This is a genomic window from Rossellomorea aquimaris TF-12, assembly GCF_001648555.1.
In the GTDB taxonomy this organism is placed as follows: Bacteria; Bacillota; Bacilli; order Bacillales; family Bacillaceae_B; genus Rossellomorea; species Rossellomorea aquimaris.
On sequence record NZ_LQXM01000026.1, the window covers coordinates 134,340 to 153,477 of the forward strand.

Here is a 19,138-nt window from a genome sequence, read left to right on the forward strand (position 1 = left end):
TTGCATAAAAGGAGATGGACAATATGAAGAAAAAACGTGTTGTAGTAACAGGATTAGGTGCTGTTACACCACTAGGGAATAGTGTTGAATCAACTTGGTCAAATATATTAGCAGGAAAAACGGGTGTCGGCCCAATGACTCGACTAAATGCTGATGAATACCCAGCCAAAGTCGCTGCTGAATTAAAAGATTTTAATATTGAAGAGTATGTTGAAAGAAAAGAAGCAAGAAAAATGGATCGCTTTACACATTATGCCATTGCTGCATCTATGGAAGCAGTTAAAGATTCCAAATTAGAAATTAATGATGAAAATGCACATCGAGTAGGAGTTTGGATTGGTTCTGGTATTGGTGGAATGGAAACATTTGAACAGCAATATGAAACTTTCCAAAAACGAGGATATCGACGAGTAAGCCCATTCTTTGTTCCTATGATCATTCCAGATATGGCCGCTGGACAAGTTTCCATTATGCTTGGAGCAAAAGGATTTAACTCCTGTACAGTAACAGCTTGTGCCACAGGTACAAATTCCATTGGAGATGCATTTAAAGTAATTCAGCGTGGAGAAGCAGATGTAATGGTCTCAGGTGGTGCAGAAGCTCCAATTACGAAAATGTCTGTTGCAGGTTTTTGTGCTAACACTGCATTATCGACAAATCCAGATCCAGAAAAAGCTTCAAGGCCTTTTGATGCCAACCGTGACGGGTTTGTCATGGGAGAAGGCGCAGGAATCGTCGTATTAGAAGAACTGGAGCATGCTCTGAAGCGTGGTGCGACAATCTATGCAGAGCTTGTAGGATATGGTTGTACGGGAGATGCTTATCATATTACAGCTCCGGCACCTGGTGGTGAAGGTGGAGCAAGAGCGATGAAAATGGCATTGGAAGATGGAGATATTCAACCAGATCAGATGGATTACATTAATGCCCATGGAACAAGTACCCCATACAATGACAAATATGAAACAATGGCAGTAAAAGAAGTATTTGGAGATCATGCCCATAAGTTAGCGATGAGCTCAACTAAATCAATGACTGGCCACCTTCTTGGTGCAGCCGGTGGAGTAGAGGCTATCTTTACCGTATTATCAATGAAAGACAGCATCCTTCCGCCAACAATTAACATTGAAACTCCAGACCCGGATTGTGATTTAGATTATGTTGCCAACGAAGCTAGAAAGCAAGAAGTAAATGTAGCAATGAGTAACTCTTTAGGTTTTGGTGGTCACAATGCTACAATCGTGTTCAAGAAATATTCAAATTAATAAATGAAATTGATTAAAAACGAGCTTTCGATACGAAAGCTCGTTTTTATTTGCTCTCTTAGTAACCTTTGTTGCAATTTGGGTGGAGAAAGTAAGCACATAAATATGTCCAGCTACTGAAAGCCCCACGATTAAATACAGAAAAGGTTACTTAATAAGATCCTCTATACATATACATTGTAAAAAGAATGCGAAAGAGGGATGAAGGTGACCGTTGCTCCAACAGATGAATGGTTAGAACAATTACTCAATAAGCCTTTAGAACTTTTAAAGAAAACAAGAAAGGGCAAAGATGATGAAGAATCTTTTTATCATTACCTTCAAAAGCATGGAATGTACCGACCATCATCTCATGCAGAAAAAATTTATAAGTATATGAAAGAGAAACAATTATGGAAACAATTTTCTAGCTACGAAAAAAGATACCGTAAGAAATGGAACGGGCCCAATGTACCCATTTACCTATTTCCAGTTCAAGAAAGAAAGGGAATATTTCAGCCATCAATGAAAAAGTCTGGAGTTTGCTTTAAAGAAGAAATTTTCTTTTTTCTATCTCAGCAAGAAAACTTGAAAGAATATGAATCTTTATTTGTTCATGAGTATCACCATTGTGTACGAATGTCTCTTCTAAATAAGAAGGATAGCCAATATTCCCTATTGGATTCAATTGTGTTTGAAGGACTGGCTGAAAATGCCGTGCGGGAGTATTGTGGAGATGAGTATGTTGCTTCCTGGGTAAATGCTTATAGTGAAGATGAAATTTCAAAATATTTTAAAAAGTGGATTGAGCCGAACCTTGATTTAAACCGAAACTCTCCTCAGCATGACTATTTATTGCTTGGACAGAAATCTTACCCAAAAATGCTGGGATATGCTGCAGGATATTATTTAGTACAGTCATACTTAAAGAAAAAAAAGGCAACGACTCTCCAATTATTAGGCAAGCCTTCCAAGTTATTTTATAAACATACTTAAACTGGCTTTTATTTCTTCCATTGACACGTTTCCAAGAGTCTACTTCTAGGCAAATAGCAAGATTACGGTAGAATGTACGAGTCCATCTGTAGTCTTGCCTTTTAATGTGACATCTTTTTTCACTCAACTTCATTTTTGGGCATATAAATTACGCATAACTCCAGGTTCTTCTCATAAACTGTAGTATAAATGGACGAGCTAAATTAAAGGATAGAGGCGGAAGGTATGGTGTTACGGGTGTTTATATTATTTATTGGTTTTGGACTAGCTGTTGCAGGTGGAGTTAGTTTAATCATTTATTTAAACCTTCTTACAACAGGAATGACCTTCACAGACTATATTCTTTTTGTTATTACACGAGTAGAATGTTATTTGTTTTTGTTAGGATTGCTCATTGTGACCCTTTCGATATATATCCCACGAAGAAAAAACAACCACTATCTATAAAACCATTCGTAAATAGGAATAAATTTACTCTTATCTGCCTATACTGATTGACAAATAACATTGTAGCAAAGCGAGGGGTCAATCATGTTATATCTTCATGATGTATGGGTGAACTGGTTCGAAGGTGAAGAAAACGGTTACAATATCTGCCATTTTCATGAGTGGAGAAAAGAGGATGTTATTGAACTTTTAGATCAAGTTCCATTAATAAAAGTAGATTCTATCCTTTTTCATTACATCGAGAACGATTTATCTGAGTTACCTCAACAACTGCTCCATGATATTTATCAAAAAGCATACCTGCGGAAAAACCATGAACGAATTCAATTGGATTACTGCTTTATTGTCACAGATGGGACAGGCATTTTGGCAGTTGATACAATTGGGTATACGGTTCCTATTAGAAAAAGTAGACTTATCCCAAGGCAGGAACAGCTAGTATATGAGATGGTCGAGGGGCATGAAGGCAAACATTATATCATTCAATCAGAGCCGAAAAGGGAAGAGGCCTATCATATACTTTCTCCAAGTCCTTATATGATGAGTGGATTGACAAGGAAAGAAAGACAGCTTAAACAGCTATTATTTATGGCATTAGATCAACTACACAGCTCAAAGAATACCTCTGAAATCCGCTATTGGTATACCGAATGGGCACCGCAGCGTTATAGAACAATTCAAGAAAAAGAATTCGAAGAGATTTGGCAAATGCTGTTTGAGGAAATTCAATGTGGTTGGTCGGAAAAACATTTAATCCTTTGTGAAAATCTAATAAAAGGACAACCTTTCTTTGAAAAGTTATGGGAAGTTGAAAATCGTCCAAAGGTAAATTAAACATGAATAAAGCCTTGTGTCTATTATTGACACAGGGCTTTATTCATGTTTAAGTGAATTTTTTTATTTTTAAGGTTCTGCAAAAATATGTCTAACTGCAATCTTTATAACTGAAATAGTAACAATCTTTATGAAAGGCTATTCTCGCAAAGATTGTAGTTTTATAGCACTTGATCAGGCTTCATTTTAAAGCTAGGAAACGTTTGCTTTGAAAGTTGATTGGAGTGGAAGATGCTTTCAGACATTTAGAAAAGAGACAAACAAAAAAGCCTAAAACCTTATATAAAAGGCTCTAGGCATTTGCTCTATTTTTTTCTACGTTCTTTTCTGCCTAATCCCATTGCTTTTTCCATCTTTTTTAACATTTTATTGGCAGAAAAGTTTGCTTTTTCAGCACCCCGATCTAAAATGTCATCTAGCTCCTCAGAGTCAATTAGTTCATAATATCGCTCCTGAATAGGCTTAATAGCATTTACTACGACCTGAGCCAAGTCCCCTTTAAACTCTCCATAGCCTTTTCCATCATACTTCTGTTCAAGTTCTTCAATAGAACTTCCTTCTAGAATGGAGTATATGGAAAGGAGGTTTGAAACACCAGGTTTGTTTTCCTTATCATATTTTACAATTCCATCTGAATCTGTAACCGCACTCTTGATTTTCTTTTCGATTTGCTTAGGATCATCTAATAAAGTTATAAAGGACTTCTGATTTTCATCTGATTTACTCATTTTCTTTAAAGGGTCTTGAAGAGACATGACTCGTGCCCCTACTTTTGGAATGCGAACTTCAGGTACAGTAAATATGTTGTTGTACTTATTATTAAAACGCTCAGCTAAATTTCTTGATAACTCTAAATGCTGTTTTTGATCTTCTCCTACAGGTACTAAATCTGTTCCGTATAGAAGAATATCCGCGGCCATCAAAGGAGGATATGTCAGTAATCCAGCTGATACAGCATCTTTTCCATGTGATTTGTCCTTGAATTGAGTCATTCTTTCAAGCTCACCAATATAAGTAACGCATTGCAATATCCATCCTGCCTGAGCGTGGGCAGGAACCTCAGATTGAATGAATAATGTAGATTTTTCAGGATCGATACCACATGCAATATAAAGAGCTGCAAGACTGCGAATGTTTTTACGAAGCTCCATTTTATCCTGCTGCACAGTAATGGCATGCTGATCGACGACACAGAAGTAACAGTTGTACTCTTCTTGCAGTTCGACGAATTGCTTCATTGCACCAATGTAGTTACCAAGGGTAATCGTTCCACTTGGTTGAATTCCACTAAAGATTGTTTTCATATAACTTCCTCCTATATATAGACAAAATAAAAACCCACTCATCCTAATAAAAATAGGGACGAATGGGATCATTTCCGCGGTGCCACCCTAAGTACTCAACAAGTTGAGTCAGCTTAGTCCATGAAATCATGGGACCTCTGTAACGTGAGGTAAATACGTTATTAGCTACTAAAGGCTTCACAAATAAAGCTCAGAAGTCCATTCCCTACAGATTGATTACTTGTTTTCACCAAACACAAGCTCTCTATAAATCAAAGCAATAGGTACTACTCTTCTTCAATGCTTATCAATCATTCATTTATTTATAGCTTTATTATATGAAATAATAAAGGGTAATTCAAGTGTACAGAAGGTAGGATAGCGCGATTGAAAGAACAAAAGCCATACTCCCTAAAAGGAGGAATGGTTTAGTGATCGTAAATCTTCGTTCAGCTCCATATTCTTCATGAGGATCATTTGTCTTATCCAGATCGTCAAACTGGGATAGAAACTTCCCTTGCTTAGTGCTACTGCGAAATCGCTTAAGAGCATATACAATACCATTAAAAAAACCTCTTTCAAATATATAAAGAAGTGCTCCTATTATAACGTAAGAAATACCGACGATAAACAAGCTATCAATAATAGAGAGAAGTATTGTTTTTCTCTGAGTAAGGGAATAACAGGTTGAAATAATAAAAAATAAAAAAGATATGAGATAAAACATGTTTATTCGTTTCATAAGTCTCCTTAAATAGTTTTATCCAAAGTATACATGAACAGAATTAAGGTTTTCAAGAACCCATTTATATATATACAAGGATTAATGCTCTGTACTTCAAAAATGAACATTCATCCATAGTCAGCGTACACGTGAAAATTATTAGATTTACTGAATCATTGTAATAAGAAGAGACTGACACTTCCAAATTAATATTTAGCCAAAATATTTTATAATTATAATAGAAATGTTAAATTACTTGGTTTTTAGTAAGCGTTTTCCAATATTTGAAATTAGAACTAAAATTTACACTTGTAACATTTGTAATAGGAACAACTCTCTAAAATGATTAAGTAGAATCCTTATTTAACAACGTTTATAGGACATAAAAACTATTAAACATATAATTTTGCAAAAAAACTGTTAAATTCATATTGCAATAATTTCTCTATCATGTATAATAAGTAACAAATCTTCTGAAAATTAGAAGATAAATAAATATGAGGTTTACGAGGAGGTCAATTCAAGATGAAGAAAAAGTTTTCATTCTTACTAGTTCTTCTTCTAGCTCTAAGTACTTTCTTAGCTGCATGTGGCGGCGACAAGAAAACTGAGGGCAACAATGAAGGAGCAAATGGTGAAGGCGATGAGCCAAAACAAGAAGAGAGAGAACAAGTACTTAACTTACTAGAGGGTTCTGAGATCCCATCAATGGACTCTACACTTGCAACTGACTCAGTTTCATTCAAAGTAATGAACAACGTATTTGAAGGTCTTTACCGTTTAGGTGAAAATGACGAGCCTGTTCTTGGTATGGCGGCTGATGAGCCACAAATCAGTGAAGATGGTAAGACATACACTTTCAAAATCCGTGATGCTAAATGGTCAAACGGAGAAGCAGTTACTGCTAATGACTTCGTTTACGCTTGGCAAAAAGCTTTAAACCCTGACACTGGTGCAGAGTATGCGTACATCATGTACGATCTTAAAAACGCTGCAAAAGTTAATGATGGTAGTGTTCCAGTTGAAGAACTAGGTGTTAAAGCAGTTGATGAAAAAACTTTAGAAGTTCAGCTTGAAACAGCTGTACCATACTTCAAAGCTTTACTTTCTTTCGCAACATTCTATCCTCAAAATCAAGCATATGTTGAGTCTCAAGGCGATAAATATGGTCTTGAAGCAGATACATCAATCTATAATGGTCCTTTCACACTTTCTGAGTGGAAGCATGAGCAAAGCTACAAATTAACAAAGAACGACAGCTATTGGGAAGCAGACGCTGTTAAGTTAAAAGAAGTTAACTTCAACATCGTTAAAGATACTGCTACTGGAGTAAATCTTTACGAAACAGAAAAAGCTGATGTTGCTGGTCTATCTGCTGAATTTGTTGACAAATACAAATCAGACGATAACTTCAAAACAAAAGCTGACACTGCTGTATTCTTCTTACGTTTAAACCAAAAGAATGAAATCATGGCTAATGTAAATGCACGTAAAGCAATTGACGCTGCATATGACAAACAAGGTATGGTAGATGTACTTCTTAACAACGGATCTATCCCTGCGTACTTCCTAGTACCAGAAGATTTCGTAACTGGTCCAGACGGTTCTGATTACCGTGAAGCTGTAGGTGATTTCGGTGCATTTGATGCTGATAAAGCTGCTGAGCATTGGGCTAAAGCGAAAGAAGAGCTTGGAAAAGATTCTTTAGAGCTTACTCTACTAAACTATGATTCTGATAACTCTAAAAAGATCGGTGAATTCCTTAAAGAACAACTTGAGCAAAACTTAGAAGGTTTAACTGTTAACATTAAAGCTCAACCTTTCAAACAAAAACTTGAGTTAGAATCTAAAGGTGATTATGACCTATCATTTGCTGGATGGGGTCCTGACTATCCAGATCCAATGACATTCGTTGATATGTTTGTTACTGATGGTGCTCATAACCAAATGGCTTACTCTAATGAAGAGTATGACAAGTTAATTGAAAAAGCTAAAGGTGAACTTCTAGGCGATCCTGAAGCTCGCTGGCAAGCAATGGTTGACGCTGAAAAGATTCTTTTCGAAGATCAAGCGATCAGCCCAATGTACCAACGTGGATCTGCTTTCTTAGAGCGTCCATATGTTAAAGGTCTGTTACGTCACTCATTTGGTGCAGATGCATCTTACAAATGGGCTTACATTGAGTAGTATGTAACTCAATGAACAAACCTTCAAAGGAGAGTGTATGCATGGAGCATATACTCTCCTTTTCCAGTGAATGTCGATAATTATCACAATTGTAAAAAAATATTGAAATTATGTCGAAATTAGATATAATTATTAAGTAGACTATACTAGACAAAAAGGGGGGCTAAAGAATGGTCAGATATACAATTCAACGTCTCGTTTATATGATCATCACTTTGCTTATCATTGCAACCGCCACTTTCTTTCTGATGAAGCTCCTACCTGGATCTCCACTACAAAACACAGAAAGGTTAACTCCGGAACAACAAGAAATCATCTTAAACAAATATGGTCTTAATGACCCGCTGCCTGAACAGTATATTAATTACATGGTAGGGTTAGCTAAAGGTGATTTAGGGTTGTCCTTCCAATACGACAATCGCCCAGTAACACAAATTATTGGAGGTCGTATCGGTCCTTCCGCACTTCTTGGATTCCAAGCTATGGTTTTAGGTACTTTCTTAGGACTACTTGTCGGAATTATTGCGGCAATAAGGCATAACACTTGGTTAGATTATGGATCAACCACACTTGCTGTACTTGGTATTTCCATTCCATCCTTTGTATTTGCCGGGTTACTGCAATACTACGTAGGGGTCAAACTTGAATGGCTGCCAGTAGCACTTTGGGGAGAGTACAAACATACTATTCTACCAACATTGGCATTAACAGTAGGAGTAGTTGCGACCATTGCTCGTTTTATGCGTACTGAAATGCTTGAAATTTTAAACTCTGATTATATTTTACTTGCAACTGCCAAAGGGATTTCTAAAACCGGTACAATTGTTAAGCATGCTGTTCGAAATGCACTGATTCCAATTGTAACGATTGTTGGACCTATGACGGTTGCTGTTATGACTGGTTCCCTAGTGGTAGAGCGTATTTTCGCTGTTCCTGGTCTAGGTGAACAATTTGTTCTATCAATTAATACGAATGATTACACAGTAATAATGGGGATTACATTATTCTTTAGTGCTTTATTTATTGCTGTCATTTTCTTAGTGGATATTCTATACGGAATCATTGATCCACGCATTCGTTTGGCTGGAGGGAAGAAATAATGGAATCAAACAAAAAGAAATTAGATCAACTAAGTCCAGAGCTATTCCAACCTCAAACAGCTGGCGGAGATGAAGCGGAAAAAATATCCCGTCCAAGTCTAAATTTCTGGCAGGACGCATGGGTTCGCCTACGCAAGAATAAGGGTGCTCTTATTGGGATGGTCATTACTCTTATCATCGTTATTCTGTCAATCGTCGGCCCTTCGATGAATAAATATAGTTTTAGTGATCAAGAAATACGCCATGCAAAGCTACCTCCTAAAATTGAAGCGCTTTCAGGTATTGAGTGGCTTCCTTTTGATGGAAAAGATGCTGATGGTTTTGATATGTATGAAGCAAGGGAAATTAAAGAGAGCTATTGGTTCGGTACAGATGACTTGGGTCGTGACCTTTGGACTCGTACTTGGAATGGTACTCGAGTTTCATTATACATCGGTATCCTTGCAGCAATTATCGATTTTCTAATCGGTATTTCTTATGGAGGGGTTTCTGCTTACTACGGCGGTAAGGTCGATGATGTAATGCAACGAATTATTGAAATCCTTGTCGGAATTCCTAACTTGATTGTCGTCATTCTCTTTATCCTGATTTTTGAGCCGGGTATATTCTCCATAACCATGGCCATGGTTATAACGGGATGGACCGGTATGGCCCGTATCGTCCGTGGTCAAGTATTACAGCTAAAAAATCAAGAGTTTGTCCTTGCATCCCGTACATTAGGTGCAAGCAGCAACCGTTTAATTTTTAAACACTTGCTTCCAAACGTAATGGGACCTGTTATTATTACAACTATGTTTACAGTACCTACTGCGATTTATGTTGAAGCATTCTTAAGCTTTATCGGATTAGGGATTGCTCCTCCAAGAGCATCTCTGGGGTCATTGGTTAATGATGGATACAGATCAATCCAATCATACCCTCATATGATGCTTATACCATCAGCTGTCATATCATTAGTCATCTTAAGCTTTAACTTAATGGCGGATGGACTGCGTGATGCACTAGATCCGAAAATGCGTAAGTAATGGAAGGGAGATAAGTTATTATGTCAAAAATTCTTGAAGTTAAAGATCTGCATGTCTCCTTCAATACGCATGGAGGAGAAGTAAAAGCGGTTCGCGGTGTAGATTTTCATTTAGATAAAGGTGAAACATTAGCTATCGTAGGTGAATCAGGTTCAGGTAAATCTGTTACGACGAAAGCTTTAATGAGATTGATTCCCAACCCTCCTGGCTTTATAAAGGGTGGAGAAATCCATTTTGAAAATAAAGACTTAGCAAAGTTACCTGAAAAAGAAATGCAAAAAATTCGTGGTAAAGATATCTCTATGATTTTCCAAGATCCAATGACATCATTAAATCCAACAATGACGATTGGTAAACAAATCATGGAACCACTTGTAAAACATCAAAATATGAGTAAGAGTGACGCTAAAAAACGCGCTATTGAGTTACTTAAGTTAGTAGGGCTTCCAAGTCCTGATACACGTTTCAAGCAATACCCTCACCAATTCTCAGGTGGTCAGCGCCAGCGTGTTGTTATTGCCATCGCATTAGCATGTAATCCTAAAATACTTATTGCAGATGAACCAACAACCGCACTTGACGTGACAATTCAAGCTCAAATCTTAGAGCTAATGAAAGACCTGCAAACAAAAATCGATACATCCATCATTTTTATTACCCATGACCTTGGTGTAGTAGCAAATGTAGCGGATCGTGTAGCGGTTATGTATGGTGGACAAATTGTCGAAACTGGTACTGTAGACGAAATCTTCTATGATTCCCGTCATCCATATACTTGGGGATTAATTGGTTCAATGCCTACAACTGATACTGAAGGTGAACAAGAGCTTGTTGCTATACCAGGTACACCACCTGACCTATTAAACCCTCCAAAGGGAGATGCTTTTGCCCTTCGAAGTGAATATGCAATGAAGATTGACTTTGAACAGGAACCTCCTTATTACAAGGTTTCAGACACACATTATGTTAAGTCTTGGTTAATGCATCCAGATGCTCCAAAGGTTGAGCCTCCTGAGGCGGTAAAAGTAAGACAAAGACAAATGCCGGCTAATTATATGGAGCCTGTACTTGTTGAGGAGGTTCGTTCATAATGGCAGAGAAATTACTAGAAATAAAGAATTTAAAACAGTATTTTAACCCAGGTAAACCAAATATGGTAAAAGCTGTTGATGATATTTCCTTCGATATCTACAAAGGGGAAACCCTTGGTCTTGTAGGTGAGTCTGGTTGTGGTAAGTCTACAACTGGTCGTACAATCATTCGTTTATATGACGCAACTGACGGTCAAGTTTTATTTAACGGCGATGATGTTCATGGAAAGAAATCACGTTCCCAGTTAAAAAAATTCAACCGTAAAATGCAAATGATTTTCCAAGATCCATACGCATCGTTGAACCCGCGTATGAAGGTTGCTGACATCATTGCAGAAGGTATTGATATTCACGGTTTGGCTTCTTCTAAAGAAGAACGTTTGAAAAAAGTACATGATCTTCTTGAAACAGTAGGATTAAACAAAGAACACGCCGGCCGTTATCCACATGAATTCTCTGGTGGTCAAAGACAGCGTATTGGAATTGCCCGTGCTCTTGCCGTTGACCCAGACTTTATCATTGCCGATGAGCCAATTTCAGCTTTGGATGTCTCCATCCAAGCTCAGGTTGTTAACTTAATGCAACAGCTTCAAAAGGAAAAAGGCTTAACGTATTTATTTATTGCCCATGATCTATCCATGGTTAAATACATTAGTGACCGAATTGGTGTAATGTACTACGGTAAGTTAGTCGAACTAGCACCTAGTGATGCCTTGTATAAGAACCCGCTGCACCCTTATACACAATCTTTACTTTCTGCTATTCCGTTACCGGATCCTGAGTATGAGCGCTCTCGTAGAAGAAAAGAATACAATCCTTCTGTTCATAATTATACAGAGGATGACAATCTTGAAATGCGTGAAGTAGCTCCTGGTCACTTTGTATATTGTTCTGAGAAAGAGTTTGCACAATACAAAGCTCAGTACACTCATTAATACTTTATAAAAATCCCCCTTATGCATAAGGGGGATTTTTATATTTATCTGTAGTCTTTTTGAGGGTATCCTTAAAAAGCGGCTGTATATGTACACTCCACATTAAGGCTAAAATTATATTCAGAAACTACCATCACTGTTAACTAAAATAGCATTATAATAGCAAAACAATGAATGAAAATGGACGAGGCTTATTCTTCTATTTTTTAATACTCATCATATTATTTAAATAAGAAGAAATTTCCGAGGAAATTTCGACAGAATAGGTGAATAATCCCTTTTCTTTCAAGTTACTTCCTTGTTAAAATAGTATATATGTTACATATTTTACTAGATAGCTTACTAAATAGAGGAGAGGTTAATTTTGAAGTGGAGTAAAGTAGCGACATCTTTATGTCTAGTCACAATGTGTTTTGTGCCATTCCAAACAGCAAGTGCAGAAAGTAGTGAAAAGGAAATTTGGGCTACACATGAAAAAAGGAATTTTTCTTTGAATCAGAAAGAATTTGCAAAACCACTACCGAGGTTTGCTTTTGATTCGGGTTTTACTTTCGAATATCCTGATGCTGTTAGAGGAGTATATGTTACGGCGCATTCAGCAGGGGGAGCAAGGTTTGAAAAATTAGTAAAGTTAATGGACACTACGGATTTAAATGCCATGGTTGTTGATATTAAAGATGACAATGGGTACGTTACTTATATTCCTGAAGATTCTTCTCCATATGCAAGTGTTGGGCAGCCTTATATTAAAGATCCTAAAGCAATTTTAAAAACCATGGAAGATAAGCAAATCTATCCTATTGCAAGAGTTGTTGTTTTTAAAGATACTGTTCTTGCGAACGCCAAACCTGAATTATCTTTCAAGGATGGTAACCAAGTTTGGAAAAACGGTAGAGGCGATTCATTTGTAAATCCTTTTTTAAAGGAAGTATGGGATTATAATGTAGGAATAGCCATCGAGGCTGCAAAAATGGGATTCCAGGAAATTCAATTTGATTACGTTCGTTTCCCTGAAGGCTTTGAAAAACGTGATGAAGAACTAATTTATGATGGTGGAGAATACGCTAAAAATGATACTGATAACGTACAAAAGCGTGTCCAAGCAGTGACAGACTTTGTAGAATATGCTCATGAAAAATTAGAACCATATGGTGTAAAAGTATCTGTAGATATTTTTGGATATACAGCAACTCTGCCAGAAGCACCTGGTATTGGCCAGAACTTCTCGAAAATATCTGAAAATGTAGATGTAATATCTTCAATGATTTATCCTAGCCACTGGACACCATACTTTGGCATTTCTAAACCGGACCTGCAACCATATGAATTGGTTACAGAATATACGAAATTAGAGAAAAACAAGTTGGCTGAATTAAAAAATCCACCTATCTCAAGGCCCTGGTTGCAAGATTTCACAGCTTCTTGGTTAGGTAGTGGAAATTATAAAGCTTATGGAAAAGCTGAGGTGGAAGCTCAAATTAAAGCCTTAAATGATCAAGGTATTAATGAATTTCTTCTTTGGGATGCAGGAAACTCTTATACTGAGGGTGTAGACTATACTCCATGATGTAATAAATAAAAGAAACGAACCTTGAAAAAAGGTTCGTTTCTTTTTTATTGACGGCTTATAAATTGAAAGAGGGAGAGTGAAATCAAGATTTAGCTATCTTAATTGGTATCAAATAATAAATAAATCCAGCTAATAATCACTATATTTGAAAAAAATAGTCAGAATTGTTATGATTATAATGGTATTATTAACCGCTTTCAACCACATACCCCCCATCTCAGGTTAAACTTGCCTGTGAGTCCGTATTTAATTTATCCCACGGATAAGACTAACATCAATCATAAACATTTCTTTTCTGAGAAAAATAATTGTATCTCGTTAGTCAAACAATAAAAATTCATTTTGAAGGAGTAGGTCCATGCATTGGTATGAAAAATTAAATCAATATTTCCCTGTAGAGGAAATGAAATCAAAAGAACATCTAGAATCTTTACTTAAAGAGAGAAGTGACATTTACCATAAAGATGAAGGTGAACATCATGTTCTTATGTATGCAGAATTAGATGAATTTATTTTTATCGATTACTTGTTTGTTTCTAAAGATGCTCGAGGTCAAGGTTTAGGGCATAAACTACTTGAAAAAATGAAGAAAAAGAACAAAGCCATTATCTTAGAGGTTGAACCAGTTGATTATGATGACACTGATACAGAAAAACGTTTGAAGTTTTACAAGAGAGAAGGATTTGAACATGCGATCAGCATCGGTTATGCGCGTCGTTCTCTAGCTACTAATGAAGTAAATGAAATGGAAATTCTTTATTGGGCTCCTAACCATGAAACGGAAGATTTAATATTTGAATCAATGAAAAAGACATATGAATTAATTCACACGTACAAAGATAAAAAGTTTTATGGTGCTTCTTATCAACCAGTAGACGAAGTTTTAAAGATAGATGAAGAACGTGAAGAGGATGTTCTAAAGAATATATAACTACCTACGGAAACCTTATTGTTATTCGCAATAAGGTTTTCTAAATGAAAAAATTCCTTTCATAAATAAATGTTTAAGAAAACATAGTTCAGGGTAAAACCTATAATAGAAACAGTAAATATACCTTATGTTAAGGTTATGTTTAATAAATTTGACAAATTGTTTAAAAGTATGTTCAAGGGTAATGAATTCATGTATAATACATAATAGAGATTTCTTATTTAAACTAATTTTAAATAACACATATTGTTTAAATATAAAATACTCTATATTATAAAAAAATTTTAAGGGAGTGTGAATGATTCGTGGTTACATTATTCACTTCACCTAGTTGTACATCTTGTCGTAAGGCAAAAGCTTGGTTAGAAGAGCATGAGATTCCATATACAGAACGTAACGTTTTTTCTGAACCGTTAAGCATTGATGAAATTAAAGAAATCCTTCGTATGACTGAGGATGGAACAGATGAAATTATTTCAACTCGTTCTAAAACATTTCAGAAGCTTAATGTAGACTTAGAAACTTTACCACTTCAAGAATTATTTGAGCTAATTCAAAAAAATCCTGGCTTGTTAAGACGACCAATCATTTTAGATGAAAAGCGTCTTCAAGTTGGTTATAACGAAGATGAAATTAGACGTTTCCTTCCTAGAAAGGTTCGTACATTCCAACTTCTAGAAGCTCAACGAATGGTAAACTAAAGTATTTATTCATCCTCTGCATATATTGAAGGGATGGAGAATATACAACAATTAAAAGGGGCTGACCCTTTAAGGTGCGTTGCGTATCCTTTCGGGTCACCCCTTTTTATATTAGGCTAAGCTTTAACACTTGAATTTTCTGCAAATATTCGCTAAAATGTCAAAAACACACGTTAAATAGTGGGATTTGTGAAGAAAAATGGGTGTTATTTTTATACCATTTTGAGTGTGCATATCATAAAATAGAAGTACAAGGTACAAACTAACCTAAATGTATCTTCTATCTTCACCAGCAATAGAGCATGAATGCTCAGAGGGTGTAGTCCCTTCACTAACTTCAAGCAAGAAGGGAGAGGTGTTAAATGGAAATAGAACGCATTAACGAAAATACCGTTAAATTTTATATATCTTATGGGGATATTGAAGATCGTGGTTTTGATCGGGAAGAAATCTGGTATAATCGCGAAAGAAGCGAGGAACTTTTTTGGGAAATGATGGATGAAGTCCATCAAGAAGAAGACTTCGGTATTGAAGGTCCCTTATGGATTCAAGTTCAAGCATTAGATAAAGGTCTAGAAGTTTTGGTAACGAGAGCCCAAGTTTCCAAAGACGGGCAGCGTTTCGAATTGCCTATACCTGAAGATAAATTAAAGGAACTGCCAGTAGATGAGCGAATTGAAGATCTATTAGATCAACATTTCCAAATTAAACAAAATCAAGATGAAGATGCAGAGGTTGCGTTAGATTTCACTTTAAAATTTAACGACTTCGAAGATGCTATTTCATTGTCTCATCGAATGAAAGATATGCCTGTTGAGCATCTAGCAACAAAGTTACTTTCGTTTGAGAACAGATATTTTATTTACATTAATTTTTCAGAAGAACATTTCACTGAGGAAGAAATTGACAACATGTTGAGTATCCTACTTGAATATGCTGATGAGTCTCGAATGACCGTTCACCGTCTAGAAGAGTATGGAAAAGTTGTTGTTAATGAAAATGTATTTGAAACATTAAGTACACACTTTTCGTAAGAACTAATACCGGTTTCATTTCGAAATCGGTATTTTTTTATTCTTTTTTAATATTTCTATAACTATTCTTATTTAGAAAGCAAAAAAATGGATTATCTATTTATATTTTGCCTATGGAAGGTGTAAAGAATGAAAAATACTGTTAGAGTACTCCTTTTTATTGCAGTGCTTGTAGCCAGCTATATTCTATATTTTGATCAATACTTGTCAGGGATGGTAAAGTACATAAGCATTGTCTTTACAATTTCAGTCATCCTTATTGGGTTCCTGATTTTTTTTGAAAATCGACACCCAACTCAGACCTTAACATGGTTGGTTGTTTTGGGGGCTTTTCCATTTCTAGGTTTCGTGTTTTATTTGCTTTTCGGAAGAAACTATCGGAAAGAAAAGATGTATAAAAAGAAATATATTCTCGACAAGGAAACCTATACAAAATATGAGCCTGGTCCAAAAGAAATGGATGCTGAGATGTTCGGATTATACCAACAAAAGCACTTTCAACTTGCTCAACGTATTGGGAATAGTGCCATTTCGTTTTCAAGTGAAACAAAAGTCCTTACAAATGGAACAGAAACGTTTGGAGAAATTTTAAAATGGTTACAAACAGCTAAACACCACATTCACTTAGAATATTATATTGTTCGCCATGATGAGGTTGGAAACCAAATAAAAGATATATTAATTGATCGTGCAAAAAATGGTGTGAAAATTCGTTTTCTATATGATGCTGTTGGTGCGTGGCAATTATCAAATCATTACATTTCGGAATTGAAAGATGCTGGTATTGAGGTTGTTCCTTTTGGTCCTGTGAAAATTCCCGTACTGAATAATAAATTTAATTTCCGTAATCACCGAAAGATAATTGTTATTGATGGAAGTATAGGCTTTGTAGGTGGACTTAATATTGGAGATGAGTATTTAGGGAAAAATCCTCAATTTGGCTTTTGGCGTGACACACATCTTTTCGTAAGAGGGGAAGCTGTTCGAACTTTACAGCTTATTTTTTTACAAGATTGGTATTACATGACAAATGATGACTTTTTAACACCTGGATATTTAAGCCCTGACCCATTGGAAAATGTTAAAGATGGGGGAGTGCAGATGATTGCTGGTGGTCCCGATAATGAATTAAGTGTATTAAAGAATTTATTTTTCTCCATGATTACATCTGCCAGGCAAAGTGTTTGGGTTGCTTCTCCATACTTTATTCCAGACGAGGATATATTCTCAGCTCTTAAAATTGCGGCTCTAAGTGGAATAGATGTAAGACTATTAGTTCCTCATAAGCCTGATAAAAGAATCGTTTTTCATGCATCCCGTTCCTATTTTCCAGAGTTAATGGAAGCAGGTGTACGTATATACGAGTACCAAAAAGGATTTATGCACAGTAAAATTGTTATTGTAGATCAGGAATTAGCTTCAATTGGAACATCGAACATGGATATGAGAAGCTTTCATTTAAACTTTGAGGTAAATGCATTTTTATATAAAACAACGAGTACTCAATCCCTTGTGGAAGAATATTTACACGATTTAGAGGATTCAGAGGAATTACTGCATGAAGAATTTCAAAAGAGACATATAGGCTATCGGATATTAGAATCAACCTCACGTTTAATGTCTCCACTTCTATAATATTATATAAGTCTAAAAATACGAGTTTTTAAGACTCCAGCAGGAGGATTACAAGAATATCTAAGAAATCTGAACTAAAATAGTCCAGAAAAACCTCATGATTTAAAAATCATGAGGTTTTTTAAAGGGAAAATAATTTGAATCTCGAATACTTTAGGTAGGAGGTGTAACATGTTAACAGCTTCATTAAAGAATAAAAAATTATTTACGACCATTCATTATACAAGGGAGGAATTAAAAGAGTTTAGAAAAAAAGGAAAAGATCAATTTTATTGTCCGCAATGTTTTGCATCATTAATTCTTCGAATTGGCAATCAAAATGTTCCTCATTTTGCCCACCCAGCCAAATCCTCGTGTGATCACCGTCATATAAGCGAATCAGCTCATCATCTACTAAGCAAAAAACTATTGTATGATCGCCTCAACCAACTATTTCCTGAAGTTTATGTAGAATACTTTTTAAAAGAACTAAGACAAACTCCTGATCTATTCATCAAAACAACTCAGAAGCCAATCGCTGTTGAAATTCAATGCTCTTCTATTCCTATTTCTGATGTGAAGAGCCGTACAATAGGATATAGACAAATGGGGATTATACCTTTTTGGGTATTAACTCAACCTATTAAGAAAAGCTCACTTCTTCACTTAACTTCTTTTCAACAGTCGTTAGTTAGTTATTCGCCTCACCTTCATTATTATCTCCTTCAATTTCAACCTGAGAATAAAGTTTTTCATCTCTACACAAGACTGATTCCAGTAACAGCCTCAACCTTTATTTCAGCTTATTCTCTTAAAATTCCTTTGGATGAATTCACCCTTCCCATCTCCTTATATCCATCGCAATTGAAGGATGCTTTTATCCCCAGAGTATGGACGACCAATCGAAAGAAATGGATTCGAAATAGGCTAACCTATCATAATGATAGGGACAAACCATTTTTAAGGGAAGTTTACTTCGAAGGAGACATTCTTCTTTATTTACCTCTGTATATTGGAATTCCATTGTTTCCACACGCTATTTTATTTCTAACCCCCCCAGTTCAGTGGCAATACTATATTTGGAAGGATGTTTTAAAGAAGTATCGAATTTTTTCCAGCAAGCTAGTTATTCGACAAGTAAGGAAAAGAATAGATAGAGGAGATATAAAGGTACGATCTTTTCCACTTATACAGATGGAAACGGACTATCATCAGTTGATTATGGATTATCTTACTATTTTGGAAGAGGCTCAGGTTATTGTAAAAAGAATAGATGGAAACTATTGTTTATCTCACACTTGGAATTTCCCCAAAAATTTTCATGAGTTTGAAAAACATGAGAAGGAGTTTTTTCCTATATTGAAGCATATATTAAAAATGGAATAAGAAAGCTTGTTTCCTTGCAGGAATATTCCAGATAAG

At 35.8% G+C, this 19,138-nt stretch carries 17 protein-coding genes and 1 other annotated feature; of the genes, 15 read left to right on the forward strand and 2 right to left on the reverse strand.

The window, feature by feature from the left end; translation table 11 throughout:
• Positions 1–23: 23 nt before the first annotated feature.
• From fabF to IQI_RS08655, 4 genes are all read left to right on the forward strand, one after another.
• Positions 24–1,265 carry a beta-ketoacyl-ACP synthase II gene (fabF, locus tag IQI_RS08640; RefSeq protein ID WP_064092250.1) on the forward strand — a complete coding sequence of 414 codons (1,242 nt, stop codon included), beginning with the start codon at positions 24–26 and terminating at the stop codon, positions 1,263–1,265.
• Positions 1,266–1,472: 207 nt separating this feature from the next.
• A complete protein-coding gene (locus IQI_RS08645) occupies positions 1,473–2,240 on the forward strand; it encodes a DUF2268 domain-containing protein (protein WP_064092251.1) in 768 nt (255 codons plus the stop codon).
• A gap of 225 nt (positions 2,241–2,465) precedes the next feature.
• The gene (locus IQI_RS08650; protein ID WP_064092252.1) at positions 2,466–2,687 is read left to right on the forward strand and encodes a hypothetical protein; all 222 of its coding nucleotides are present in this window, start codon (positions 2,466–2,468) and stop codon (positions 2,685–2,687) included.
• 84 nt (positions 2,688–2,771) lie between these two features.
• Complete coding sequence (locus IQI_RS08655) at positions 2,772–3,521, forward strand: YjbA family protein (protein ID WP_064092253.1); 750 nt, start codon at positions 2,772–2,774, stop codon at positions 3,519–3,521.
• Between the two features lie 305 nt (positions 3,522–3,826).
• Here the strand turns inward: IQI_RS08655 and trpS are convergent, their stop codons facing one another.
• Together trpS and IQI_RS21315 are read right to left on the reverse strand one after the other, a co-directional pair.
• Positions 3,827–4,825 carry a tryptophan--tRNA ligase gene (gene trpS / locus IQI_RS08660; RefSeq protein ID WP_064092254.1) on the reverse strand — a complete coding sequence of 333 codons (999 nt, stop codon included), beginning with the start codon at positions 4,823–4,825 and terminating at the stop codon, positions 3,827–3,829.
• A gap of 51 nt (positions 4,826–4,876) precedes the next feature.
• Positions 4,877–5,114: a binding site (T-box leader), on the reverse strand.
• Between the two features lie 48 nt (positions 5,115–5,162).
• The gene (locus IQI_RS21315) at positions 5,163–5,546 is read right to left on the reverse strand and encodes a DUF3899 domain-containing protein (RefSeq protein ID WP_064092255.1); all 384 of its coding nucleotides are present in this window, start codon (positions 5,544–5,546) and stop codon (positions 5,163–5,165) included.
• 507 nt (positions 5,547–6,053) lie between these two features.
• Here IQI_RS21315 and IQI_RS08670 point away from each other — a divergent pair.
• The 11 genes from IQI_RS08670 to IQI_RS08720 all read left to right on the forward strand — a co-directional run bounded on the left by IQI_RS08670 (position 6,054) and on the right by IQI_RS08720 (position 19,102).
• Positions 6,054–7,715: a peptide ABC transporter substrate-binding protein gene (locus IQI_RS08670; RefSeq protein ID WP_064092256.1), complete on the forward strand. Its 1,662-nt coding sequence runs from the start codon at positions 6,054–6,056 to the stop codon at positions 7,713–7,715.
• Positions 7,716–7,885: 170 nt separating this feature from the next.
• Complete coding sequence (gene opp3b, locus IQI_RS08675) at positions 7,886–8,815, forward strand: oligopeptide ABC transporter permease (RefSeq protein WP_064092257.1); 930 nt, start codon at positions 7,886–7,888, stop codon at positions 8,813–8,815.
• Positions 8,815–9,840, forward strand: coding sequence for an oligopeptide ABC transporter permease (gene opp3C / locus IQI_RS08680; RefSeq protein WP_064092258.1), 1,026 nt, complete (start codon positions 8,815–8,817; stop codon positions 9,838–9,840). The genes opp3b and opp3C overlap by 1 nt, the downstream gene beginning before the upstream one ends.
• Positions 9,841–9,860: 20 nt before the next feature.
• Positions 9,861–10,931 carry an ABC transporter ATP-binding protein gene (locus tag IQI_RS08685; protein WP_064092259.1) on the forward strand — a complete coding sequence of 357 codons (1,071 nt, stop codon included), beginning with the start codon at positions 9,861–9,863 and terminating at the stop codon, positions 10,929–10,931.
• Entirely contained in the window at positions 10,931–11,866 is a 936-nt protein-coding gene (locus tag IQI_RS08690) for an ABC transporter ATP-binding protein (RefSeq protein WP_064092260.1), read from the forward strand. Before IQI_RS08685 ends, IQI_RS08690 begins: the two co-directional genes overlap by 1 nt.
• A gap of 361 nt (positions 11,867–12,227) precedes the next feature.
• Entirely contained in the window at positions 12,228–13,433 is a 1,206-nt protein-coding gene (locus IQI_RS08695; protein ID WP_408007261.1) for a putative glycoside hydrolase, read from the forward strand.
• A 361-nt stretch (positions 13,434–13,794) separates the two neighbouring features.
• Complete coding sequence (locus tag IQI_RS08700) at positions 13,795–14,367, forward strand: GNAT family N-acetyltransferase (protein ID WP_064092261.1); 573 nt, start codon at positions 13,795–13,797, stop codon at positions 14,365–14,367.
• Between the two features lie 305 nt (positions 14,368–14,672).
• Positions 14,673–15,068: a transcriptional regulator SpxA gene (gene spxA / locus IQI_RS08705; RefSeq protein WP_032089161.1), complete on the forward strand. Its 396-nt coding sequence runs from the start codon at positions 14,673–14,675 to the stop codon at positions 15,066–15,068.
• 362 nt (positions 15,069–15,430) lie between these two features.
• Positions 15,431–16,102, forward strand: coding sequence for an adaptor protein MecA (mecA, locus tag IQI_RS08710; protein ID WP_064092262.1), 672 nt, complete (start codon positions 15,431–15,433; stop codon positions 16,100–16,102).
• Positions 16,103–16,231: 129 nt separating this feature from the next.
• Positions 16,232–17,737, forward strand: a complete 1,506-nt coding sequence (gene cls / locus IQI_RS08715) for a cardiolipin synthase (protein ID WP_064092263.1) — start codon at positions 16,232–16,234, stop codon at positions 17,735–17,737.
• A 171-nt stretch (positions 17,738–17,908) separates the two neighbouring features.
• Positions 17,909–19,102 carry a competence protein CoiA gene (locus IQI_RS08720; RefSeq protein ID WP_064092264.1) on the forward strand — a complete coding sequence of 398 codons (1,194 nt, stop codon included), beginning with the start codon at positions 17,909–17,911 and terminating at the stop codon, positions 19,100–19,102.
• The last annotated feature ends 36 nt before the right edge of the window (positions 19,103–19,138 follow it).

Bases quoted from the DNA above. Each gene is read 5' to 3' on its own strand.
- fabF (WP_064092250.1), top strand. From the start codon at position 24: ATGAAGAAAAAACGTGTTGTAGTAACAGGATTAGGTGCTGTTACACCA.
- IQI_RS08650 (WP_064092252.1), top strand. From the start codon at position 2,466: ATGGTGTTACGGGTGTTTATATTATTTATTGGTTTTGGACTAGCTGTT.
- IQI_RS08655 (WP_064092253.1), top strand. From the start codon at position 2,772: ATGTTATATCTTCATGATGTATGGGTGAACTGGTTCGAAGGTGAAGAA.
- trpS (WP_064092254.1), bottom strand. From the start codon at position 4,825: ATGAAAACAATCTTTAGTGGAATTCAACCAAGTGGAACGATTACCCTT.
- IQI_RS21315 (WP_064092255.1), bottom strand. From the start codon at position 5,546: ATGAAACGAATAAACATGTTTTATCTCATATCTTTTTTATTTTTTATT.
- IQI_RS08670 (WP_064092256.1), top strand. From the start codon at position 6,054: ATGAAGAAAAAGTTTTCATTCTTACTAGTTCTTCTTCTAGCTCTAAGT.
- opp3b (WP_064092257.1), top strand. From the start codon at position 7,886: ATGGTCAGATATACAATTCAACGTCTCGTTTATATGATCATCACTTTG.
- opp3C (WP_064092258.1), top strand. From the start codon at position 8,815: ATGGAATCAAACAAAAAGAAATTAGATCAACTAAGTCCAGAGCTATTC.
- IQI_RS08685 (WP_064092259.1), top strand. From the start codon at position 9,861: ATGTCAAAAATTCTTGAAGTTAAAGATCTGCATGTCTCCTTCAATACG.
- IQI_RS08690 (WP_064092260.1), top strand. From the start codon at position 10,931: ATGGCAGAGAAATTACTAGAAATAAAGAATTTAAAACAGTATTTTAAC.
- IQI_RS08700 (WP_064092261.1), top strand. From the start codon at position 13,795: ATGCATTGGTATGAAAAATTAAATCAATATTTCCCTGTAGAGGAAATG.
- mecA (WP_064092262.1), top strand. From the start codon at position 15,431: ATGGAAATAGAACGCATTAACGAAAATACCGTTAAATTTTATATATCT.
- cls (WP_064092263.1), top strand. From the start codon at position 16,232: ATGAAAAATACTGTTAGAGTACTCCTTTTTATTGCAGTGCTTGTAGCC.
- IQI_RS08720 (WP_064092264.1), top strand. From the start codon at position 17,909: ATGTTAACAGCTTCATTAAAGAATAAAAAATTATTTACGACCATTCAT.